This window comes from Virgifigura deserti, from assembly GCA_003576685.1.
GTDB classification, from domain to species: domain Bacteria; phylum Pseudomonadota; class Alphaproteobacteria; order Dongiales; family Dongiaceae; genus Virgifigura; species Virgifigura deserti.
This window is the reverse complement of record QOZR01000004.1, coordinates 423946-447209: the sequence shown is the minus strand read 5'-3', so window position 1 is coordinate 447209 and position 23264 is coordinate 423946. Positions and strand designations below refer to the sequence as shown.

Genomic DNA, 23264 nt, shown 5'->3' with positions numbered 1-23264 from the left:
CCGCTGCCCGCTGTTCGACACGCCGCGCTTCGTCGGCAATCTCGAGCGCGCCTATCGGCTGATCTGGGCCAACTTCCAGGCCGGCCACCCGCCCCGCCAGATCACCGTCACCGAAGACTGACAATTCATCCAAGGGCTTACGCGCCGCCATTCACCGCCGCCCCCTCGGCTCCGCCGGTGGGGGTGGGAGTGGATGGCGCGAAAATTGCTTGGAATGACGTGACCGGACTATCGGTTGCCGCATCGACCCGCAGGAGGGGCGGCGCTGATTGCTCGGAGACTGCGGCGCGTCCGGTGTTGCCGCGGCGGTTCAATCAGGGCGATAAGCAACGATGCAGCCTTCTATCCCGTGGTTGAAAGGATGGCTTGCTCTCGTGCCGCAAACCGATGAGGCTGCTGGCAACCGCAGCCGCATGTTCCGCATTCACGGGGCGATATCCTGGCGCGATTCCCGGAAGCGGACGATAGCCGTCAACATTCTCGGACAGGTCTTGGTGAGCCCAAGAGTTCGGCCGAACGCGGTCATCCTTTGGGATGAGTTTTGCGACGACCGCTGACCGGCGGGACGCGCCGCCATCGCTCCGCCTGAGCAGAAACCTGTACATTGTTTCATAGTACGACGCAGGGCTTTGACTTGCTTGAATAAATAAACCACGGCGCGGGCGCGGCGGGCTTCTCGATGTATCAAGTCTGTACAAATATCGAATCGCCGAAATAACGCCCATATAATGCCTGGCGCCGCCGATTTTGAAGAAATGATGTAACGAATTCAGCCTCTTGCCGAAAAGCGGGCGCTTCTCATCGCCCGAATCCCGATCGCATCCGGCCGACCGATGGTGCGAGCCCGAAACGAGATGCAACGATCTGACACACCCGAACCACTCCGCGGCGCCACGCCGCTTCGAAGGTTGATCGTGTTTCGGCAGACAAATCAACCCCTTACGATCGCGCGCCGGGTTCTGGCACGTAGATTGCCTTAACAGGAACGGCGCTCTGCGATTCACAGGATGAGGGGAGCAGGCGCCCGTGGATCCCGAGCTCCGGCCGTCGGAGGCGACGGACCGCGTTGGCAGCGGTTCGATTCGAACCGAAACTCACTTGGAGGCAAATAATGAAGAGGACGACACTTCTCGCAGCCGCGTCGGTTCTGGCCTTGAGCCTGAACACGGCGACCGCTTGGGCTCAAGACGTAAACAACAACACCGACAACGACGGTAGTGTTCTCGGCAACGCCGCCACAAACAACGTTGCGTCGGACAACCCTGACGCCAGCAACGTCGGCTCCGGCAACACCTCCGGCGCGCAGATCGACGATGCGAACAGCAACGACGCCAGCAACGTCGGCGAAGGCAACACAGCCCACACCCAGATCGACGATGCGAACGACAACGACGCCAGCGTGGTCGGCGAAGCCAACACGGGCAACGTCGGAACCGATCAGAACGACATAACGGCCGAGGGCAGCGTGCTCGGTTCGAACAACGACAACAACGTTGCGACGGACGATCCGGACGGCAGCACCATCGGCAACAACAACAGCGGCAATGCCAACGCCGACCTCAACGACGTCACCGACAATGACGGCAGCGTGCTCGGCGCGGACAACGACAACAACGTCGCGTCCGACAATCCGGACGGCAGCGTCGTCGGCAACGACAACGACGAGAACATCGCTCAGGAGAACGACTCGGGCACCAATATCGCCGTCCGTGATCTCTCCGATTTCCTGAACGACCTGACCCTGGCCCTGGGGACCGAATCGATCGCACAGGGTCGTGGCTCGCAGTTGAACAATATCGAACTGAGCACGGCCGTGTCCGGCAACACCTTCGGTGTAAGCATTGCCGCGCTCACCTCCAACGCCAATGCGAACGGAGGAACGGCGACCGGCGGCAATGCCGAGGCTGACGCCGAAGGCGATGCGGATGCCGACGCCGACGGTGGCACGGCGACGGGCGGCATCGGTGGCGAGGCCGATGCTGATGCCGATGCTGATGCCGATGCCGATGGCGGCACCGGGACCGGCGGCTCCGGCGGCTATGCGGAGGCCAATGCCGATGCAGATGCCGATGCAGATGCCGATGCGACCGCCGGGTCTACGGCGACCGCGACGGGCGGCACGGCGACGGGCGGCACGGCGACGGGCGGCACGGCGACGGGCGGCAACGCCGATGGTACCGCGGATGCCAACGCGACCGGCGGTTCCGGGACCGGCGGCTCGGCGACGGGCGGCAATGCCGACGCCACCGCGGATGCCAACGCGACCGGCGGCACCGGGACCGGCGGCACGGCGACCGCCGAAGCCAACGCGGAGGCGAATGCCGAAGCGAACTCCGGGCCGGTTACGGCCAACATCACGCTCACGACCGGGGCCTTGTCTGCGGCCATGAACCCGGTCGGCGGAATCGCCGTCATGCAAGTCGGCGGCGGGTACAACAACCTCAACCAGAACACCGTGTCGATCAACGCATCGGCTTCGTTCAACACCCCCGGCGGAACGCCGGGAACGTCGTCGGCGGGAACGAACTGACCGCATCGACTGCCGGTGGGCGCAAGCCCACCGGCCCTTTTCCACGGAAGGCGCGGGGGGATCGAAGGAGACGGGGCGCATTCATTCGAGACCAATGACCAGCGATCGTCCATCGACTGGCAAGGTCGTCAACGAAAAGAGCATGACAGGAGAGCGGTTGATGAGTGTGACGAGACTGGGACGTGCCGTGGCGGCCGGTGCCGTGATGGCGGTGCTGGGTCTTGGGAACGCGCTTGCCGATGAGCCGGCCCCCAATGCCTCGACGGTGGATTCGGACTCCCTTCTGGGTGTCGAAGAGCTCGGCCTGCAGCCCATGGAGACGGCCGACCTCCATGGTCTGAGCGGCGGGATGTCATCCCAGATAGGGATCGTCAGTCAGACGCAGTATTCCGCCGACAACGACATCATCATCAGTGGGAATGGCAATATCAGTACGGGAGCGATCGACAGCAGCATCAATTCTACCGGCGGCATCAGCTCGGCCGCTGTGGTCAGCGGCATCAACAACAGTGTCCAGCTCAGCACGACGCTCAACCTCTACTTCAACCAGGCGGCGCCGCAATCGCCGTGATCATCGTCGCCTGGCCTCGGCAGGACGTTGAAGGGAGGGCAGAAAAATGCAATCTGGAAAATTCCTATGGCGCCTCGGTGCGGGGCTGCTGCTGACGGCGTCGTGTGTGCTAATGCCCGGGACAGGGGCTACCCTGGGGGCGAATTCAGGCGCTGCTTCCGCCGGGGAACTCAACCTCGCCATCGGTGGTACTTTCCGCATACCGGTGGTGAGTATCCGGGAGGCCCGGTTTCAGACCGTCGTCCGGCAGCAATATGACTACAGCTGCGGCTCGGCCGCGCTCGCCACGCTGCTTACCTATCATTACGAACGGCCGACCGGGGAGGACGAGATTTTCGTCTCCATGTTCAATGTCGGCGACCAGCAGAAGATCCAGCGCGAGGGCTTCTCGCTTCTGGATATGAAGAACTATCTCGCTCGCCAGGGCCTGACCGCCGACGGCTTTCAAATACCTCTGGACAAGATCGCCGAGGTCGGCGTGCCGGTCATCACGCTGGTCAATACCAATGGCTATCGGCATTTCGTCGTGATCAAGGGAATCGCGAACGGAGAGGTGGTGATCGGCGATCCCGCCTTCGGCGTGAATATCAAGCCCATCGACGAGTTCCGAACGATTTGGAGCGGCGTCGTCTTCCTGATCCGGAACGAGCCGAGCAAGGCGCGCGACTATTTCAACCATCAGCGCGACTGGCGAGTGCGGCAGAAGGCGCCGTTCGGCACGGCGCTCACACGCGACGCACTGGCAAACTTCACGCTGCTCAGCACCTTCATGCCCGGCGAATTCTAGAGGTAACCATGCGCGACGGAACTGATAGGCATGGGCGTTCCGCGTCATCCGACTTGTGCAAGTGCGCGGCGGCCGGCCTCCTCGTTTCAGCTTTCCTCTGCGGCAGCTCGGTGCCGCTGGCCGCCGCCGAGCCGGACATGCTTCGGCTCGCTGGCCTGTCGGCTCTGTCCGACACGGCGCTGGACGATCTGCGCGGCGGATTCTTCGTAGGTCCGTTCTTCATCAATTTCGGCATGAAGATCACGACCATGGTGAACGACGTCCGGGTCCTGGAGACGAGCTTCAACGTTACCCAGCCGAACCAGATCAGCAACCTGCAAACAACGGTCATTCAAGACATGCCGCCTGCCGGGCAAGGTGCGGGTCAGGGTGCCGGCGAGGGCGCCGGCGACGGTGCAGGAATGGGTGCAGGAATGGGTGCGGGCCAGGGCGCGGGGACAGGGGCCGGAACGCCGGGCTCGTCCCCGACTACCCCAAGCGGGATGGTGGATCTCGGAGATCTGACGCGCGGCATCGAACTCGATCTGGGGCAGGGGACTCGGATCTTGCAGCGCCTCGACAATGGGTTGGTGACAGAGATCGTCAACTCGGCGAATGGCCAAACGATCCGTCACGCGACGGAGGTAAATCTGTTCATCACGAACTTCTCGACGGTCATCGATCAAGGAAGACTCCACATCGGATTGAACAATCTAGCCCGCGAATCGGCTCGGATCGGCTTGACTTTCGGTCAGTAACCGAGCGAGGCGCGGGATTGCCGTTATGCGGCATGACTCCCAATTTGACGTCGAAGAGAAAATCGTGCCGTTATTGCGCTGTTGCGGCGTGAGCTGAGTCCCAAGGTTAAAAAGGAATAGGCGCGCAAGAGAGGGGGTGTTATGATTCTCTTGCGCCCAGGGGGGATTCATTTCCAGGGGGTGTAATGAAGTCATGTCACGGGGTCCATCGGACACGATGGTTGAACTCGGTCGGGACGGTCGCCTTGGTCCTGACGCTTGCAGCTGCGATGCCGGAGCAGGCCTTCGCAGATGACGAATCAGCTATATCACAGGAGGAACTTCGCGAACTCGCGGCGGCAATAAAGCTGCAGCAGCAAAAGCTGGCGGCGCAGGAGCGGGCGCTGGCGGAGCAGCAGCGCACCATCGCTGAACAGCAGAACCAGCTGAATTTCCTGAAGACGCAGGTGGGATCGCCCCTAGAAACGCATTTCGAATCGGCAGGGGCGGGCTCGATCACGCCGGTTGTGTATAATCTCGGTCAGGCCGGCAGTCCTGGATCGCCGCGCACAGGGATCTTCAAGGCGCAGGACTCGCAGGAGCAACAGCAGCAGCCGGTCGGTCAGGCGCCGGTCGAACAGCGGCCGGAAGTCTCAATCATTCCGGAGCGCGGCGGCGTGCTAACCCGGCAGGGGCAGCTCGTCCTCGAACCGCAACTCGAATACGCCCAATCCAACGTCAATCGCTTCTTCTTCCAGGGCTTCGAGTTCGTGGACGCGGTCCTGATCGGGTTGATCGAGGCAACCGATGCAGAGCGCGAAACGCTTCAGGCCGCGCTCGGCGCTCGCGTCGGCGTGACAAATCGCCTGGAGCTTGAGGTGCGGGTACCATATCTCTATCGCGACGACAGTGTCGAGAACACCGCCTTCGTCAGCGGGACTCCGCAGGAGCTTCCGGCACAGTCTGCAACGGGCGCCGGCCTCGGCGACATCGAGGTCGCGGGTCATTACCAGATCAATGACGGGCTGGGTGGCTGGCCTTACTTCATCGGAAACCTCCGCGTCAAAACCAACACCGGCACCAGCCCGTTCGAAGTCGATTTCGATTCGGAGGGTGTCGCGCAGGATCTGGCGACCGGATCCGGTTTCTGGGCCGTCCAACCAAGCGTCACGACGATCTTTCCGTCCGACCCGGCCGTGTTCTTCGGCAATCTGGGCTATACCTGGAATATCGAACGGGACGTGAATGAGACGATCGCCGAAACCCATATCGGCAATGTGGATCCGGGCGATTCGGTCAACACGACCTTCGGTATGGGCATCAGCCTGAACGAGCGGACGTCGTTCAGCTTCGGCTTCGAGTATAACTACGTCTTCGAGACGGAGCAGGAGAGTAACGGCGTGACGGCCGAATCCGACAAGTTGAAAGTCGGTTCTCTGTTGTTGGGCTGGTCCTACCAGTTGACCGACGATGTCGGGCTCAATCTGAACACGGCCTTCGGCGTCACCGAGGATGCGACGGACTTTCGAACGACGCTGCGCGTCCCGATACGCTTCGACCTGTTCTGACGACCATCGGGCCGCTCGTCCGGCGATCCGATCGCGGCGGGTTTGCGAGCCTTCGGGCTCGCGACCACCCGTCCTTGGCCGAGATATTCTGTTTCATATGCGCATGGGCCTTTTGGCGACCGATGCGCCACGGAAGCGGCCGCGACAAGCAAGAATGCAAGAAGAGGTTCTGTATAGAACGCTTCCCGACGCTGCCTGCCCAGTGTAGCGAAGCGCGGATATTTTCGTCTTTCGCCCTTGGAACTTTTCTTCGACACTTCGTGTCGGCAACTGGTTTGACCGCCTGCCCGTTGCCGGTTTCTCCGATCATCCCCTTTTAGTTCCATTCGACCCATCGGATGGAACTTGTTTCGTCGAATTGTCATTTATTTGGCATAGGTCGCGCTGCGTCATCCAATGGCGGCAGACCCAGGAGGGAATAGGGACAGCCGTTTATAGGACTCTTCTTCAAAAAATCATCAGGAGGCCATCTCGGCATTACCGTGGGTGGATGAAAGACGTGACTAAAGGAGCCGGTTTAACCTGAGTTATGGTCGTCTTCCGCGGTTTATGCTTTGAAGAGCGAGGACTCTAAGCCAAGTGGCGCGCAGGCGTTTTTCTTTGTTCTCGTCTAAGGGGACGATAATGAACCGCGCGAATGTCCGACAGGGTAGCGACAGGCCGCCCGCCTGCAACCAAATTTCGGTCTTGTTGATGCAACTCGAAGGCCGAACCTCCGAAACTCTCTCCGCATCTGTTGACGATGTGGGGCTTGCCGGTCTGCCCTTGCACGTCGTTCCGTGTGATACCGTGGAAGAGTTCGGCCGCGCCATGGAGAGGCATCGGCCGGTGGCGGGCCTGCTTTACTTCGGCCGGCAGATTACCGAAGCCGCCATGGAGATCACCGCGCGGCTTTCCGAAACGCTTCCGCGGCTCCGCCTGATCGCCCTGGTCGAACCGGATGCGGCTCAATCCGAGGCGCTCGGGTCCCTGATCAACGATGGCTTTATCTTCGATTTCCATACATTGCCGATCGACCGCGAGCGGCTTGCCTTTCTGCTAGGTCACGTCGGCGGGCTGGTCGCGCTCGAGAAGAGGGTGGACCGCTCGAACGTCTTTCCTCATCTGACCGACGGCAAGGGAATGCATCTCGTCGGTTCCAGCCCGCCGATCCGGGAGGTCTTCGCCGCCATCCGCAAGTTCGCGGCGGTCGATGCGCCGGTTCTCATCACCGGCGAAACGGGAACGGGAAAGGAGCTTGCGGCGCAGGCGATTCACGACCGCTCGAGTTTCAACAACGGTCCGTTCATCTCGATCAACTGCGCCGGGCTGCCGACGGGGATCATTGAATCCGAACTGTTCGGCTATGAGCGCGGAGCGTTCACCGGGGCGCTCAAGCAGAAGATCGGCCGGATCGAGGCGGCGGGCGGCGGCACCCTGTTCCTCGACGAGATCGGCGATCTGCCGCTGACCGTGCAGGGCCATCTCCTTCGCTTTCTGCAGCACAAGACCATCGAGCGCCTGGGTGCCACGAAATCCATCCGGGTGGACTGCCGGGTGATCGCCGCGACCAATGTCAATCTCGAGGATTCGATCAGCGCCGGCCGCTTCCGTGAAGACCTGTTCTACCGGCTCAATGTCTTGACTATTCACATGCCGCCGCTGCGCGAGCGGGGCGACGACATCGAGCTGCTGGCGACGTATTTTCTGCGCAAGATCTCCACCGAACTGAAGATGCCGAAGGTGGGCTTCCATGATGCCGCCCTGCGCAAAATCCAGCGCTACCGCTGGCCCGGCAATGTTCGCGAGTTGATCAGCACCATTCGGCGCGTGGTCGTGATGGCGGACGGCCGCTGGATTAAGGCGCAGCATCTCGACTTTCGCGACGCCGGTGGCTCGGGCAGGACGATGATTCCCGACTTGGCCACGGCGCGACAGGAGTTGGAAGAGAAGCTGATGCGCGAGGCCCTCCGAGTGAACGCCAGCAATATCAAGCGGGCGGCCGAGGAGCTGGGAATCTCGCGAGTCACCTTCTACCGGATGATGGAGAAATATTCGATCGTCCCGTCCGCGCCGTCCGGTGGGGACGGGCGGTCGCGACGCATGGGCCGGCCCGTTCGGCGGGACTCGGCCGATCCGGCTGGGCAATCGACCGCGTCGGCAAGCTGAGGCTCAGCCCCGCCGCTCCGACCGTCGGTCTCGCCGAACAGGCGTGCCGGTGCACGCGCGCGCTCGCCGCGATCGGCCGAATAATGGAACCTCTCCCCATCGCACCTGTTGACAGGTGGAGCGAGTGGCAAATCGGTGGCAACAAACGATACCGCTCGATTTCATAGATGGTCAGAGTGGAGGAGAGGATGAGAAGGCATTTGTTCGCAACGACGGCGACGATTTTGGCGCTGTCCTGTCCGGCGATGGTCGCGGCGCAGACACAGAGTCAGACGGAGCAGCAGCAGACGCAGCAGCAGTCCACCCAGCAGCAAACGCAGGCGAGCCAGCAGCAACAGACGAGCCAACAGTCGTCAAAGCTTCAGCAGGCCCAGCAGAAGCTTCAGCAGGCCCAGCAGAAGCTTCAGAACGCCCAGCAGTCCGGCGGTGACCAGCAGGCGGTCCAACAGGCGCAGGGCGATGTCGAGCAAGCCCTGCAGGAGCTTCAGCAGGCGTTGCAGCAGGCGCAGCAAGGTCAGCAAGGCGCAGAGCAGAAGCAGGCGATGCAGACAGCGATGCAGCGGATCGATGAAGCGCAGCAGATGCTCCAGCAGGGCGGGCAGAATCAGGAAGGCTTGAGCCAGGCGATTCGCGAGATCGATGTGGCCCTGGTGCCGATCATCGGCGGGAGCGGCGCCGAGGGCGCGCAGGTCGTCGTCGAGCAGGCGCAGCCGGAGGTGCTGGTGCAGCCTGCGCAACCCGAGGTGGTCGTCGACCCGGCTAAGCCGCAGGTGACGGTGGAGCAGGCGCAGCCGGAAGTCACCGTGCAGCAACCGGAGCCAGAAGTGACGGTGCAGCAGGCGAAGCCCGACGTGACGGTCCAGCAGGCCAAACCTGAGGTCACCGTGCAGCAGGCGAAGCCCGAGGTGACCGTCCAACCGGCGGAGCCTGAGGTCGTCGTCGAACAGGCTGAGCCTGAGGTGATTGTCGAGCCGACCGAGCCCGAGGTGACGGTCGAGCAGGCGAAGCCGGAGGTGACGGTCGAGCAGGCCGAACCGGAAGTCGCTGTCGAGCAGGGGCAGACCGAAGCTCCGGCCGCGACCGCGGAGACGGATCAGCCCGAAGCCACGACCGAAGATGCGCAGAGCGATCTCGCAACCAACGAGGCCGGTTCCGAAGTCGGCGGCACCACCGAGCAGCCGACTCAGCAGGCCATGACGACGGAAGGCGGGATCGACACGGCGCAAGCCGGCGAGATTGTCGGCCGCAACGCGGAGACGATGAATGGCGAAAATCTGGGCGAAATCGAGGAGCTGATCTTCGCCGAAAGCGGAGAGGTCGAAGCGGCTATCGTCGAGGTCGGTGGCTTCCTTGGCATCGGCGGGCGCCAGATCGCTATCCCGTGGGAGGAGCTCAGCCTGTCTCCGGAGGGCGATCAGGTCGTCGTCGGCATGTCGCGCGACGAGATCGAGTCGTTCCCGGCCTATGAACGTTGATGATCACGGGTCGAGCAGAACGGGAAGGGGGCGCCGAACGGCGCCCCCTTCTCGATTCTCATTCGTAAGCCGGATCTGCCGTCGTTCCGATCAGTTCGCCGTCTTGATCAATTCCTGCGCCAGCCGCTGCGCCTCGCCGACCTCCTCCGGCGTTAGTCGGGACGCCACGATGTCGCGGTTATAGGCGGCTTTGTTGCGAAGTTCGCCCGGGGGCGACGCGGCGGCTGCAACGCTGAACCACATCAGGGCTTGGACATAGTTGGCGGGCAAGGCGTCACCCTTCGCATAGAGAACGCCCAGATTGTACTGTGCCTTTTCACCACCCTGCACGGCCGCCATGCGATACCACTTGGCTGCCTCTGCATAGTCGACCGGCACACCGCGGCCCGATGCGTAGATGAGGCCGAGATTGTATTGCGCCTCTGCATGCCCTTGTTCGGCCGCCTTGCGCCACCATAGGGCCGCCTCGGCACGGTCTTGCCGGATTCCCTGACCTTGATGGTACATGACGCCGAGATTGTACTGGGCATCCACATGTCCCTGCGCCGCGGCCTTTCGCCACCACCGGGCGGCTTCGGCATAGTCCCGGGCGAGGCCGCGTCCCTCATGGTAGGCGGTGCCAATCTCATATTGCGCGTCGCTGTCGCCGCGCTTCGCGCGCGGTAAGGCCGCCTGGACAGAGGGCGGGAGACTGGCTTGCTCGATCGCGACGACGCCCGCGACGAGACTGGCGGACGCCAGACCGGCCGGCGCAAGCGTCAGCGCGGCGATCAAGCAGAGACTTTTGATTGGAGCTTGGACAAGGCGCATCCTGCGATCCTTACGTTGCATCCATGGCCGGCCATCCGGAGGTAGTCATCCGGGGAGCAGGTCGGCAGCCGACCAGCCCGGACCATCATCGGGTTTCCTGGTTAATGTTCGGTTAACGTTTATGAGCCCATAACCAGCAGAAATCCGCCGGCTTTCAGGCTCCCCCGTTGCCTGCCTGGGTTTGCGGACAGGTGCGCACGAGAATGGCCGTCTCGATTCATCGGGTCAATTCTGTCGGCGATACAGCCGGTGCCTTTGATACCACGTTCGATCTCGGCGTTCGGGGCGACGTTAACACACTAGACGCGGGACGGGTGCTACAACGCGGTTATGAAAAGGCGCATGGGTAAGCGGGTTCGCCGTTTTTTCGCGACGCTCGGAGTCGACTGGCGCAGGGTCAAACGCTCCTTGTGCGGCATTCCGGCGTTTTTTCGCGACGCAAGGAACTACCGCCGGCAAGCGACGGACGGGGACCTTTCCATCCGGATCTCCCACCTCTATCCGATTTTCGCGGATCGCTACGATAGCGCCGGGGTTGGGAAGGGGCATTACTTCAACCAGGACCTCTGGGCGGCGCGGCTGATCTACCAGCGGCAACCCGGGCGGCATGTCGATATCGGATCTTCGGTCAACGGATTCGTCGCGCATATTCTCGTCTTCGTCCCTCGCGTCGAGGTGGTCGATATCCGCCCCCTTAAGGCCAAGGTTTCCAATCTCGCCTTCGTGTGCGATGACGCGACCACTCTCGAGAAATTTGCGGACAACTCGCTCGATTCGCTATCGAGCCTGCATGCGGCCGAGCATTTCGGGCTGGGACGGTACGGAGACCCCGTGTCGCCCGATGCCCATATCAGGTTCATGAAGTCCCTTCAGCGGGTGCTCCAACCGGGCGGACGGCTCTATTTCTCCGTTCCGATCGGGCGGGAGCGGCTGGAGTTCAACGCGCATCGCGTCCTTGCGCCGGAAACGATCATGTCCGCCTTCGATGGGTTGAAACTGGTCAGCTTCGCCCTCGTAAAGGATGATGGGTTCATGGACGAATCCGCCACCCTCGACGATGCGGCGCGCCAGGAGTTTGGCTGCGGGCTTTTCGAGTTCACCAAGTAACATCTTGATATGGCACAAGAGGCGGCCGCGCGCGGCTACAGCCGATCCAGCACCTGCGACAGGCTCGCCGCCAGCTTATCGACGATCTCGTCGAGCTCGGCGCGGGTCGCCGTGAAGGGTGGCGATAGAATGATCTGATCGCCGCGCACGCCGTCGACATTCCCGCCGGAGGGATAGCAGATCAGCCCGTTCTCGAACGCCTGGTCGCGCACCCGCGCGAAGAGTTGCAGCGCTGGGTCGAATGGCTCCTTCCGCGCCCGGTCCGCGACCAGCTCGATGCCGATGAAGAGGCCGCGACCCCGGATGTCGCCGATATAATCGCGGTCGCCCAGCGTCTCCTGCAGGGTGGCGAACAGATAGTCGCCGTCGCGGGCGCATTTCTCTATCAGACCATCCCGTTCGACGATCGTCTGAACCGCGACGCCGGCGGCGCAGGCGGCGGTGTGGCCGGTGAAGGTGTGGCCGGTCAGCGGGCCGCCATGCCGCTCGTAGAGCGGGCCGGCGAGGCGCTCGTGATAGACCGCGACTCCGAGCGGCAGATAGCCGCCGGCGAGGCCCTTCGCGACCGGCATCAGGTCGGGTTCGACGCCGTCATGGGCGAGGGCCCGCCAGGTGCCGCAGCGACCGGCGCCGCACATCACCTCGTCGGCGATCATCAGCACGCCATATTTGTCGCAGATCGCGCGCACCCGTTCGGCATAGCCGGGCGGCGCCGGAATCGCGCCGCCAGCCGCGCCGACGACCGGCTCGAAAATGAAGGCGGCGACCTGCTCAGGCCCCAGGCGCCGGATCTCCTGCTCGAGCTCGTCTGCGCAATAAGCCGCGACTGCGTCCGGTGCGACGCCGGCCGGCGGCCTGTAACAGTTGACCGGCGAGAGCAGGCTGGCCTCGACCAGCGCGCCCTCGAACGGCTCGCGCCGTTGCCGGAAGCCGGAGATGGCCAGCGCGCCGAGGGTGTTGCCGTGCCAGGACCGCTGCCGTGAGATGAAGCGCCGGCGCGTCATCTCACCGCGCGCGGCGTGATATTGCAGGGCGATCTTAAGGCAGGACTCCACCGCCTCGGAGCCGCTCGAAACGAAGACCATCCGGTTCAGGCCGCCGCCCGAACGCGAGGCGACCAGCGCCGTCAGCTGCTCGAGTGGATCGCTCGTGAAGGTATAGCGATAGCCGTGCGCGACCCGGTCGATCTGCGCCTTGATCGCCTCATTGACCTCCGCGTTGCCGTGGCCGAGGCTGAACACCGCCGGGCCGCCGGAACCGTCGATATATTGCTTCCCCGTCGTGTCGTAGACATAAACGCCCTGACCCCAGGCGACCTTCGGCAAGTCTGCCGGTTGCCAGGGCGAAGCGGCGGCGGCCTGGGTCATCGCTCTTCCCCTTTCGAACGCGGACCGATCTCGAACCAGCAGAAGCTACGGGGCGCTGTCTGCCGATGTCAACGAGGCATCCGCCGCCATGATGCCGTCTTCACTGCCCGGTGGTCAGAACCATCCGGAACCGGGCCTTTCCGCTCATCATCCGTTCATAAGCCTCGGCTGCGCGTTCGAGCGGCATCGTCTCGATCATCGGCCGCACGCCGCCGAGCGCGCTGAAGGCGAGCGTATCCTCGGAGTCGATCGCGGTGCCCGACGGCCAACCCTGGACGGAGCGGCGGCCGCCGATGAGCTGCAAGGGCGAGACCTCGATCGGGTCGGCCGAGGCGCCCACCACCAGGAGCTTGCCGTTCTCGCTGAGCCCGTCTATGACCGCGGTCATAGCCTTCGCGCTGGTCGCGGTAGCGAGGATCACCTGCGCGCCGCCCCGCTTGGTGAGCTCGGCCGCGACATTCTGGGCTTCGCTGTCGAGGTAATGATGTGCGCCGAGCTTGCGGGCGAGCGGCTCCTTGTCCCGTCCGCGCGCGATCGCCACTGTCTCGAAGCCCATCTTGACCGCGAATTGCACGCCGAGATGGCCGAGGCCGCCGATCCCGAGAATGCCGACCAGATCGCCGGCCCGCGCGCCGCTGTTCCGAAGCGCGTTGTAGGTCGTGATACCGGCGCAGAGCAGGGGGGCCGCGTCTTCGGCCGCGAGATCGTCGGGAATCGCGGCGAGCGCCTCGGCTGGCGCCGTCATGTACTCGGCATAGCCGCCGTCATAGCTGATTCCGGGGATCTGCGCATAGCGGCAGTTCACGAAATCGCCGCGACGACAGCGCTCGCATCGGCCGCAATGTCCGCCATGCCAGCCGACGCCGACCCGCTGGCCGGCCTGCCATGGCGCCACCTCCGGGCCAACCGTGTCGATGATGCCGGCGATCTCATGGCCGGGCACGATCGGGTAATTGAGGCCCGGGAAGGTGCCTTCCTTCGAAAAAGCATCGCTGTGGCAGATGCCGCAGGCCTGAATCTTGATGCGCACCTGCCCCGGCCTGGGTTCCGGAATGTCGCGCTCGACCAGTTCGAGCGGACCGTTTGCGGCTGGAATCTGAACCGCCCGCATCTTCGCCATATCCGATCCTCCCTTCGCCATTTGATGAAAGAGGGGGCAGCCCGCCTCGGGGCTCACGGATAACTAATGGCTCGACTCGGGGATTGGTTGCTCCACCCTGATCGGATCGTCTAGGCCTGCTGACGGGGCGCGGCCGGATCGAGGCATTGGGAGAGCGCCGTTTCCAGCTCGGCGACGGTGAAGGGCTTTCTCAGGACGCGGTGGGCACCCAGCTTCCCGGCCAGATGGAGCACGTCATAGGTCTCCGACCATTCGGAGCCCGAGATCGCGAGGATCTTCGTCTTCGGATGGCTCTTGCGCAACTCGCGGATGGTCTGCAGGCCGTCCTGCACGGGCATGAAGATGTCCGTGATCACGACATCGACCGACATCTGCTTCAGCATGTTCATCCCCATCAGCCCGTGGGAGGCTTCGGTCACCTCATGGCCGCCGCTCTTCAGCATCTGCCGCACCGCGCTGCGGACCCGCTGCTCGTCGTCGATGATAAGGACCCGTGCCATCATAAGGACGTCCTTGTCCTAAATCTTCCGCTCCGCCCCGTGTTCGGCCACGCACGGATCGGTGCGTTCGCGAACGGTTGCTTCGACGATCTGCACGATCTCGCCGAACGTCTCGTTCAGGACCTCCTCCGCCTCGGCGGCGAGAGCGTCCGCGACCACAGGATGGGTGCCCAGCACCCGGATGAACTTCGACAGTTCCGCGATCTGGTCCGCCGCGTGGTGAACGGCGGCGATGGGGTCGGGCTCCTTGATGTAGCGGTCGGCGTAAAGATTTCGCAACAGAAGCTCCAGAGCGCCCAAACGGGCATCCAGTCGGAGTATCGATTCGTCAATTTCGGCTTTCATGCACGTCGTCTGCTGTTTGTGGGCGCCGCAACGCTGCGGGATGTTGTCCCCGGGATGATGTCCCCGCATGGTGCTGGACATCGAGCGTCGCGGCCGGATGGATGATGAAGCGACGGTGCCACTCACGCCGCCTGCTTCGCTGCGGCGGCGCGGCGGCGGACCGACATGATCATGCCGTTCTTCGGACGCAGCGATATCGCCGGCAGCGGCTCGACCCGGTGCCCCGGCACCAGATGCAGGTCGTAGGCCCGCATCGCCATCGCCAGAACCAGCGGAATCTCCATCATCGCGAAGCTGTTTCCGATGCAGATTCTCGGCCCGCCGCCGAACGGAAAGTAGGCGAATTTCGGCCGACCGACGGATCGCTCCGGCAGGAAGCGTTCCGGGTCGAAGCCTTCAGGATTCTCCCAGTAGTCGGTATGGCGATGGATGATGTAGGGACACAGCATCACCGGAGAGCCGGCGGGCACCGCATAGCCGCCGATCTCGTCGTCCTCGATCGCCGCGCGGGAAATCGTCCAGGCCGGCGGATAGAGGCGCATCGCCTCCTGGATCACGAGCTTCGTGTAGGTCAGCGCCCGCGCGTCCTCCGCATTCGGCATGCGGCCGCCGCAGACGGTGTCGATCTCGGCGCGGACCTGCCGCGCCGCCTGGGGATGCTTCGACAGAAGATACCAGATCCAGGTCAGCGCGTTGGCCGTCGTCTCATGGCCTGCAACCAGCAGCGTCGTCACCTCGTCGCGGAGCTGCCGGTCCGACATGCCTTCGCCGGTGTCGGCGTCCCGCGCCTCCAGCAACATTCCGAGAAGATCGTCGCGCCGCTCGCCCGACCGGCGCCGCTCGGCGATGATCCTATAGACGACCTCGTCGAGCGTGCGCACGGCGTGCCGCGTGCGCCAGTAGTTTCTCGTCGGCAGGTGATCCTGCAGATCGACGAAGGCCCACATCCGGCGCTCCGAAATCTCCAGCATCGTGGCGACCGACTGCGCGACCTTCGGGAAATCGTCCCTCAGATCGGCGCCGAACAGGCTGCGCAGGACAATGTCCAGGGTCAGCCGGAACATCTCCGTCGTGATGTCCAGAGTCGCTCCCCCGGCGGCATCCTGGGCGGCCGTGCTTTCCCAGCGTCGCAGCATTTCGCCGGTGGCGTCGGTCATCACCTTAGCCAGGGCCTCGATGCGCTCCCGGTGAAACGCCGGCTGCGCCAGCTTCCGCTGCCGGCGCCAGAAGTCGCCCTCGCTCGTCACCAGCCCGTCGCCGAAGGTCGGCCGGACCTTGTCGTAGAAGTCGCTCTTCCGATAGTTCCGGTAGTTGGCTTGCAGCACATGCGCGACGTGATTGGGATGATTGAGCAGGAAAACCCGTTGCCGGCCCAGATTCAGATGAACCACGTCGCCACAGCGCTGCGCCAGCGAGGTCAGATAGGCGAGGGGATCGCGGCGTATCTCCGGGCCGATCCCGACGATCGGGAGGCCGGCGGGGCCGGGCGGCGTCCGCCGACGCTGCGAAGGGGCGGCTCCCTGGGCAGCACCCTGGGTATCCCACTGGACGGTCGTGTCAGCCATATTCCGGTTCTCCGTGCATTGGCGTGGTCTGGTGTCTATGCCGAGGCTGCGGCCTTGTCGGCGCCGCCACGCCGCGTGCGCCGCTGGATCTTGCTCGTCGCACGCTTGGCCTGCGGCCCCATGGCGTCCTCGGCGGCAAGCGCGGAGACACGAATGAGTTGGCAAAGCTCCGACAGATCGGCCTGCTTCGCCTCGTCGGCGAGTTGATCGAGGCAGGCCTTGATTGCGCCGGCGACCGTCTTCTGCGATTTCATCTTGCTGTCCCTCATGACCATTAGGCGGCGTTACCGGTGGTCCAAGCCTCCGCGGCCGGACGTGGAAGTGGGGGGTCGATATGGCGGCGCGGCTGCCCAGCGGGTCTCCGGGCCGGCCCTTGGGCGGACTTGCGGCTTTGCTGCGCCGCGGGGGTGGCGATACCGCCGACATCGCGTAGTCGGGCCCGGACCCGCTGGAGGTTCTCCTCGCTCATCTCCGCCGATCCCGCGACCGCGCGGGAAACGCCGATCTGCCGCGGCTGGCCGAGCCGAACCGTGGGCAGGCCGGCCCGGTGCAGGATACGCTCGAACCGGACGTCGGACGCGGCGACGATCCGGCGGATGCCGTTCTTCCGTGCGAACTCGATCAGATAGATCAGCATCCAGCAGGTGATCTGATGCACTGCGGCGAGCGAGTCATATCGATGTCCCGGGCTGTGACTCTCAGGACGGCGACCCCGATCGCTGCCGCTTCCCGGCAGAACCGCGAAGCGGCTGATCTCCCAGATGTCGGGGCGCTCCGGCGCCTCGGTGCCGTCCAATAGCTCGCTGAACACGTCCTTCAGCATGTAGGGGCCGGTGGTGGGCAGCAGGCGCCAGCAGCCTTCCACACCGCGTGTGCTGCGATAGATCAGATAGACGGGGCTCAGGGCGTCATACCCGTCGCGCTCGCGTCGATCCTGGGAGATTACGTCCCAGCCGAGCCGCTCTTTGAACACCTCATGCCGAAGACGGAACATTCCGTCCAGGAGCATCGGATCGGCCTGTGCGATCTCCGACGGCAGGATAAGCAGATTTTCCATGACCAGCCGAACGGCGCCTCCTCTAAATCGCTGACTGCGAGGAGGATTCGACGCCGTTTCGGAGGGTCTATGAAACTGTCAGATCTGACAGGTAGACGGCTTGGGCCGAATGGAACAGTTTTTCTGGCTGACCCTTGAGCCGGGTATCCGGTAAGGACGGCCATGACCGATAGAGAATCGGCTTATTAGAAGATCTTGGTGATCCCGAGGGTGTACATCTTCGCCACGGCATGAGTCTTCGAGAAGACGCCGAGCTTCTTCTTGGCGCGGTCGAGATGAAAATTGACGGTGCGTTCCGACAAATTGAGGATGCCTGAGATCTCCCACGAGGTTTTTCCCTCGGCGGTCCAGCGGAGGACCTCCACCTCGCGCTGCGTCAGGCGTACGGCGGCGGCCGGCGGCTCCGGATTGCGGATGCGTTGATAGAGCGCATTGTGCAGGTGGATCGCTAGAAGATGCAGCGTATGCCGGCTCCGCTCGATCCGCCGCGCGAACTCTTCGGTCCGGACGCTCGAGGTCAGGCTGAGCAAGCCGAACTCGCCGCTGGGGCCGTGAATCGGAATCGTGAAACCGCGCTGGAGGCCGAAATCCGCGGCGTCCCCGAGCATCTTACGCTGGCTCGAGACGAGGGGCGTGGTCGCGGCGAACTCATCCCAGGTCGCCGGCAGGATGCTGGACATCAGATGCAGGATCGCTGGGTCGATCTTGTAATAATCGTTCTGGATATACAGGCGTTGCCATTCGTCCGGGAAATTGGTGATGCAGAACGGCGGCTCGTGCAAATCGAACTGCCGGACCCCGTTCACCGTAATCGTCTTGCCGCCGAGATAGGTGAAGTTCTCGAAGCCGAACTCGTCCGCTATCCGGCCCAGAAGCTGCTGTGACCCCGGGGCGGTGTCGATCGCGTCGACGCGCTCCACGAAGGAGTCCAACTCCGTCAGGAATTTTGTTTCAGGCACTGAAGCATTCGCCCGAAGCATTCGACAGCGCCTCTTCAACGCCTGGCCTGACCGCGACGCTTCGTTCCCAAGCCGTGCGTAAATCGGTTCCTGAGATTGAACCTTCGTGGCTCGGTTCAGCCAACAGATGGAACTCATTCATTGATATCGACCATGAGGTGAGTACCCGGACCGCCCGATTAGATGGTAATTCGCCAGATCAATTGACCGCAACTCTCTTCTATGTCGTGCGATGATTCCAACGCTCGGGAACCAAGCGTCGCGATCGGACCACGAGCCCCTTGCTCAATGGCAAAACCCCATTTTTGACACTGGACAGGGCCGTTTCCGATTTGCCTACGATCAACGATAAGCAAAGATATTTGTACTGCAAGACGAGCAAGTCAGTTGATTCCCATGTTCTTCAAACGTAAGCAGCCGAAGGCCCCGGTCCATCCGGGCACTCGGTTCCGGCGGACTCATTCCTCGAACCTGGTCGAAACCGTGGAGGTTCTGGACGTCTATCGGGATTACCGTGGAATCCAGCATGTCCGATTCGAGGTCAGCTTCGGATGGCCGCGCCCGCTCTATGTCGCGGCGCAATCGCGCCTCCTTTGTCTCGAAGAATTCACCAGCCGCTATTCGCCGGCGATGCACTGAACTTTCTGCTCCGCTTTCTCTCCCCGGGCAGCCGCGGCGGGCGTGAGCCGGCGCGCCCTGTCGAAAATTTGTCGCGGGCGGGAAACCGGCGATGCGTGCTCTTGATCTCGGCGGCGATAGGCCTTATGGCCTAACGCCTAGGAGCTCGGGAACTCGCTGCCGAAAGATCGGCGGGTCGGTGGCCCGTGGATCTTGTTCAAAGAACCTCATGCAGCATGCCATCGCGGCGCGCGGTCGTCGGGTCGGATTGACGGCCTTTCTGTTCTTCACCGCTGCATTCCTCGTGCAGGAAGTGTACCGAACGGTCACCGCTGTCGTGGCGCCGGCGCTGTCGGCTGAAACCGGCCTCTCGGCGGCCGATATCGGATTCGTCACCAGCATTTACTTCCTGGCCTTCGCCGCGGTACAGCTTCCGGTCGGTGTTCTGTTGGATCGCTTCGGGCCGCGGCGGGTGGTCGCCGCCTTCCTGCTGTTGGCCGCGGCCGGCGCGGCGCTGTTCGCGATGGGCGAGGGGGTCGCGGGATTGGCCGCCGGCCGCGCGCTGGCCGGCCTCGGCATGTCCTGTTGCCTGATGGCAGCCTTCAAGGCGAATACGCTCTGGTGGCCGCCGGAGCGGCTGATGCTGGCCAACAGCGGTGTCCTGACGATCGGCGCCTTGGGCGCGCTGGCGGCGACCGCTCCGGTGGAAGCACTCCTCGGCGTCACCGATTGGCGGACGCTCTTTCTCGGCCTGGCGGCGGTGACGGTGATCGTTGCCGCGGCGATCTATTCAGCGGTTCCCGAACGGCGGGCCACGCCGGCAGATGGCCCTGGGGCAGATGGTTCTGGGGTACATGGTTCTGGCCCCCTGCGGCCCTCACGCGGGCTCGTCCTGGTCCTCCGCAGTCCGGTCTTCTGGCGGATCGCCCCGATCGCCACGCTGACCCAGGCGATGTGGCTTGCCTATCAGGGGTTATGGGCCGCGCCGTGGCTAGCCACAGTGACGGCGCTCGATCGGTCCGCCGTGATCCTGCACCTGTTCTGCCTCGCGCTCGCGGTCGGAGTGGGCTTCGTGCTCTCGAGCCTGATCATCGACGCCCTGCGCCGCCGCGGCTGGCGGCCTGTGACGGTGATCGGCCTCGGGATGGCGGGGTTCCTGCTGATCCAGCTCCTGCTGGTGCTTGGAGTCACGGCGTTCTCGCTGGCCGTGTGGGTGGCCTTTGGCCTGTTCGGATCCGTGTCCGTCGCGTTCTATGCGGTTCTCTCACATGCCTTTCCGGCTGAACTGGCCGGGCGCGTCAATTCAAGCCTCAATCTTCTGGTCTTCGTCGCGGCCTTCGCCATCCAGTTCGGAGTGGGGCAGGTGATCGATCTCTGGCCCGTGACGGCGGACGGCGGCTATCCCGCCTTGGCGCATCGCGTCGCCATGGCTGCCGTTCTCCTGCTCCAGGGTCTCGCCTTCCTCTGGTTTATCCGGCCGGAACGGGCTCGAAGCATATAGGCTACGGCTGGAGGTCGAACAACGCCTTGCCGCTCTCCATATCGAAGGGCGCCGAGAAATGCTCATGCACGATCATCCACTTGCCGTCGATCTTGCGGCATCCGGCGGTCGCGCGCATCCATCCGGTTTTTTCCTCGCCGTTCTCTCCCGTTCCACCGCACAAGGAGAGAGAATGACAGAAGGCCAAGTCATCGCCGGCCGCGATATTCAGGTCGTGAACCTCGAAGATCATTTGGCCTGGGCACATGGAAAGACACGCTTCCCAGTGCTTCCGATACGCGTCCCGTCCTCTGAACCGTAGCTGAGCGATCGCATCGAACGCCACGATATCCGGCACGTAGTGCGATAGGATCGCATCGATGTCCTTGGCCTCGGCCGCTTTCCGCCAGCTTTCGATCAGGTCCCGAATCTCGTCCTCGGGCCTCACTTCGTAGGCAACGGCTTTCATGGTCTCCTCCTCTCCAGAACGGATATAGGTGGCTTAGGCCTGCTCGGCGGTTCCGCAACACGAGATCTAACGGTTCCTGCAAATTCGGGCGCCCAATGCTCGAGGTCGCCGTCATCTTGACAAGGAGGGTTGATATCAACATAATGGACAGATGTCAAATTCCGACGATCTGCCGTTCGAGATCACCCTCAAGGTCCGCGACACCTGTCTCTGCCTCCATGTGCGGCGGGCGGCGCGAACCCTGGCGCGGCGCTTTGACGAGGCATTGCGACCGCTGGACCTGACGAGCGGGCAGTTTTCTCTGATGATGTCGCTCAACCGCCCCGAACCGCCGACCATAGGCAGTGTCTCGGCCCTGCTCGCCATGGACCGCACCACGCTCACCGCCAACCTCAAGCCGCTCGAGCGCCGCGGTCTGGTGAAGGTAATGGTCGACGAGGCGGATAAGCGTAGCCGCCGCATGGCGCTGACGCCCGCCGGCCGGGCGCTGCTTGCCGCGGCCTACCCGCGGTGGGAGCGGACGCAGGCGGAGATCGAGCGACTCGTTATCCAGTCCGATTCCACCCGGCCCGATTCCACCCGGGCCGGCGCCGACGCCTTCCGGATCAATCTGCGCGCCCTGTCCTGACCTTAATTCCCACCGCGGCACGTCTGTCGCACGCATCGTAACCCACCAACCTCGAGGAGGAGACGCTATGCAAGTCCAACCCTACCTGTTCTTCAATGGCCGCTGCGAGGAGGCGATCGAGTTCTACCGCGGCGCGCTCGGCGCCGAGGTGACGGAGCTCATGCGCTTCAAGGAACACCCTGAGCCGCCTGCATCCGGCATGGTCCCGCCCGGCTCTGAGGACAAGATCATGCATGCGAGCCTTCGCATCGGCGATGCGACGGTGATGGCGTCCGACGGCATGTGCATGGGGCAGCCAAGCTTCCAGGGGTTTGCACTAACACTCACGGCACCGAGCGAAGCCGAGGCTAAGCGGCTGTTCACGACCTTGGCCGAGGGCGGCCAAGTGCGGATGCCTTTGGGCAAGACCTTTTTTTCCCCGTGCTTCGGCATGGTCGCCGACCGCTTCGGCATGGGATGGATGGTCATCGTGGAGGCTTGAGGGTCGGTTTTCTCTTCACCCGATGCCCAAAATGATCCAGCGGCGCCTTACGGCGCCGCTGGTCTTTGTCCGCTTTATGCTTAGCTGTCTGCCAGCGGATCATTCCCGCCGGATCGTCAGATCGTCGAGAACCGCTCGGCCGCGTGGGGCAGCAAGGCCGCGCGGTGTGCGGCGATGGCCGCGACGTCGAGGTCGCCCTGCGCCGGATGTTCCAGGCGGAAATGCCCGTAGCGGTCCTCGCCCCGGACCAGCATCGCCGTAATCGGCGGACCCGAGGTCTGCCGGACCTTGGTCGGCGCGTAGCGGATTGCGAACCCGATCCGCGGCCGATCCGTCTGGTTCGGTCCCGAGGCATGCGGCATCAGGCCGTGATGCAGCGACGCTTGCCCCGGCCGCAGTGCGCCATAGACCGTCGAACGCTCGTCGATCTCCACCGCGATCTCCTGGCCGCGCGACAACATGTTGTCGGCCGCATAGCTCTCGATATGCGGCAGCGCCCGCAGATGGCCGCCGGGGCTGAACCGCATGCAGCCGTTCTCGGGCGTCGCCTCGGTGAGGGCGACCCAGGCCGTCACCACCTCCATCGGCTCGAGCCCCCAATAGTTCACGTCCTGGTGCCAGGTGATGCGTTGGCCGTTATGCGGCGGCTTGATGAACAGGTCCGCGCTCAGCACCAGGATGTCCGGGCCGAACAGTGCCTCGACGCAATCGAGGATGGCGCCGTTGCGGATCACCGCGTCGAGGGTCGGGAACAGCAGATAGCTCTTCTGCACCCAGGGCACCTCGAGGGCGGTCAGCCGATCCTTCGGCAGTGCGTCGATCCAGGCGGCGATCGCCAGCGCCTCATCCTCGGGCAAGGCTTGAATCGGAAGAAGGAAGCCCTGTTCACGGTAGAGCGCGGCTTCCGCCGGACCTGGCCTGTGCGCGATCATCGCTGCTGCTCCATGGAACATTATCCCCACA

The 23264-nt window shown here is 63.6% G+C and carries 23 protein-coding genes; 12 read left to right on the top strand and 11 right to left on the bottom strand.

The window, feature by feature from the left end; translation table 11 throughout:
* Positions 1–1153: 1153 nt before the first annotated feature.
* The 7 genes from DT069_RS24605 (at position 1154) to DT069_RS09830 (ending at position 9795) form a co-directional block, all read left to right on the top strand.
* The gene (locus DT069_RS24605) at positions 1154–2530 is read left to right on the top strand and encodes a hypothetical protein (RefSeq protein ID WP_162913103.1); all 1377 of its coding nucleotides are present in this window, start codon (positions 1154–1156) and stop codon (positions 2528–2530) included.
* 94 nt (positions 2531–2624) lie between these two features.
* Positions 2625–3101 (top strand): hypothetical protein, encoded by a 477-nt coding sequence (locus tag DT069_RS09860; RefSeq protein WP_119460114.1) that lies wholly within the window; start codon positions 2625–2627, stop codon positions 3099–3101.
* A gap of 208 nt (positions 3102–3309) precedes the next feature.
* Positions 3310–3888 carry a C39 family peptidase gene (locus tag DT069_RS09855; RefSeq protein WP_425450133.1) on the top strand — a complete coding sequence of 193 codons (579 nt, stop codon included), beginning with the start codon at positions 3310–3312 and terminating at the stop codon, positions 3886–3888.
* A gap of 8 nt (positions 3889–3896) precedes the next feature.
* The gene (locus DT069_RS24930) at positions 3897–4625 is read left to right on the top strand and encodes a hypothetical protein (RefSeq protein ID WP_425450132.1); all 729 of its coding nucleotides are present in this window, start codon (positions 3897–3899) and stop codon (positions 4623–4625) included.
* 221 nt (positions 4626–4846) lie between these two features.
* Complete coding sequence (locus tag DT069_RS09840; RefSeq protein ID WP_119460111.1) at positions 4847–6172, top strand: transporter; 1326 nt, start codon at positions 4847–4849, stop codon at positions 6170–6172.
* Positions 6173–6796: 624 nt separating this feature from the next.
* Positions 6797–8320: a sigma-54 dependent transcriptional regulator gene (locus tag DT069_RS09835; RefSeq protein WP_119460110.1), complete on the top strand. Its 1524-nt coding sequence runs from the start codon at positions 6797–6799 to the stop codon at positions 8318–8320.
* 188 nt (positions 8321–8508) lie between these two features.
* The gene (locus DT069_RS09830; RefSeq protein ID WP_119460109.1) at positions 8509–9795 is read left to right on the top strand and encodes a PRC-barrel domain-containing protein; all 1287 of its coding nucleotides are present in this window, start codon (positions 8509–8511) and stop codon (positions 9793–9795) included.
* 90 nt (positions 9796–9885) lie between these two features.
* Here DT069_RS09830 and DT069_RS09825 read toward each other — a convergent pair whose 3' ends face one another.
* Positions 9886–10605: a tetratricopeptide repeat protein gene (locus DT069_RS09825; protein ID WP_162913100.1), complete on the bottom strand. Its 720-nt coding sequence runs from the start codon at positions 10603–10605 to the stop codon at positions 9886–9888.
* A 342-nt stretch (positions 10606–10947) separates the two neighbouring features.
* On the opposite strand from DT069_RS09825, the gene DT069_RS09820 reads away from it, so the two are divergent.
* On the top strand, positions 10948–11712 hold the full coding sequence (locus DT069_RS09820; protein ID WP_119460107.1) for a DUF268 domain-containing protein: 765 nt from the start codon (positions 10948–10950) through the stop codon (positions 11710–11712).
* 35 nt (positions 11713–11747) lie between these two features.
* Here DT069_RS09820 and DT069_RS09815 read toward each other — a convergent pair whose 3' ends face one another.
* From DT069_RS09815 to DT069_RS09785, 8 genes are all read right to left on the bottom strand, one after another.
* The gene (locus DT069_RS09815; protein WP_119460106.1) at positions 11748–13079 is read right to left on the bottom strand and encodes an aspartate aminotransferase family protein; all 1332 of its coding nucleotides are present in this window, start codon (positions 13077–13079) and stop codon (positions 11748–11750) included.
* Between the two features lie 100 nt (positions 13080–13179).
* Entirely contained in the window at positions 13180–14199 is a 1020-nt protein-coding gene (locus DT069_RS09810) for an alcohol dehydrogenase (protein ID WP_119460105.1), read from the bottom strand.
* Positions 14200–14309: 110 nt separating this feature from the next.
* A complete protein-coding gene (locus DT069_RS09805) occupies positions 14310–14702 on the bottom strand; it encodes a response regulator (protein ID WP_119460104.1) in 393 nt (130 codons plus the stop codon).
* A 15-nt stretch (positions 14703–14717) separates the two neighbouring features.
* On the bottom strand, positions 14718–15044 hold the full coding sequence (locus tag DT069_RS09800; RefSeq protein WP_162913099.1) for a hypothetical protein: 327 nt from the start codon (positions 15042–15044) through the stop codon (positions 14718–14720).
* Between the two features lie 122 nt (positions 15045–15166).
* A complete protein-coding gene (locus DT069_RS09795; protein ID WP_162913098.1) occupies positions 15167–16609 on the bottom strand; it encodes a cytochrome P450 in 1443 nt (480 codons plus the stop codon).
* Positions 16610–16644: 35 nt separating this feature from the next.
* On the bottom strand, positions 16645–16863 hold the full coding sequence (locus DT069_RS24595; protein ID WP_162913097.1) for a hypothetical protein: 219 nt from the start codon (positions 16861–16863) through the stop codon (positions 16645–16647).
* A 20-nt stretch (positions 16864–16883) separates the two neighbouring features.
* On the bottom strand, positions 16884–17666 hold the full coding sequence (locus DT069_RS09790) for an acyl-homoserine-lactone synthase (protein ID WP_119460101.1): 783 nt from the start codon (positions 17664–17666) through the stop codon (positions 16884–16886).
* A 185-nt stretch (positions 17667–17851) separates the two neighbouring features.
* The gene (locus DT069_RS09785; protein ID WP_162913096.1) at positions 17852–18625 is read right to left on the bottom strand and encodes a LuxR family transcriptional regulator; all 774 of its coding nucleotides are present in this window, start codon (positions 18623–18625) and stop codon (positions 17852–17854) included.
* A gap of 396 nt (positions 18626–19021) precedes the next feature.
* Between DT069_RS09785 and DT069_RS09780 the strand changes: the two genes are divergently transcribed.
* Positions 19022–19264, top strand: a complete 243-nt coding sequence (locus DT069_RS09780) for a hypothetical protein (RefSeq protein WP_119460099.1) — start codon at positions 19022–19024, stop codon at positions 19262–19264.
* A 208-nt stretch (positions 19265–19472) separates the two neighbouring features.
* Positions 19473–20744 carry an MFS transporter gene (locus DT069_RS09775; protein ID WP_162913095.1) on the top strand — a complete coding sequence of 424 codons (1272 nt, stop codon included), beginning with the start codon at positions 19473–19475 and terminating at the stop codon, positions 20742–20744.
* A 1-nt stretch (position 20745) separates the two neighbouring features.
* Here DT069_RS09775 and DT069_RS09770 read toward each other — a convergent pair whose 3' ends face one another.
* Complete coding sequence (locus tag DT069_RS09770; RefSeq protein ID WP_119460097.1) at positions 20746–21192, bottom strand: YybH family protein; 447 nt, start codon at positions 21190–21192, stop codon at positions 20746–20748.
* A gap of 151 nt (positions 21193–21343) precedes the next feature.
* Here DT069_RS09770 and DT069_RS09765 point away from each other — a divergent pair, with 151 nt between their 5' ends.
* Positions 21344–21820 (top strand): MarR family winged helix-turn-helix transcriptional regulator, encoded by a 477-nt coding sequence (locus tag DT069_RS09765; protein ID WP_119460096.1) that lies wholly within the window; start codon positions 21344–21346, stop codon positions 21818–21820.
* Between the two features lie 67 nt (positions 21821–21887).
* A complete protein-coding gene (locus DT069_RS09760) occupies positions 21888–22301 on the top strand; it encodes a VOC family protein (RefSeq protein WP_119460095.1) in 414 nt (137 codons plus the stop codon).
* A 116-nt stretch (positions 22302–22417) separates the two neighbouring features.
* Here the strand turns inward: DT069_RS09760 and DT069_RS09755 are convergent, their stop codons facing one another.
* Positions 22418–23233: a phytanoyl-CoA dioxygenase family protein gene (locus DT069_RS09755; RefSeq protein ID WP_162913094.1), complete on the bottom strand. Its 816-nt coding sequence runs from the start codon at positions 23231–23233 to the stop codon at positions 22418–22420.
* Positions 23234–23264 lie beyond the last annotated feature (31 nt).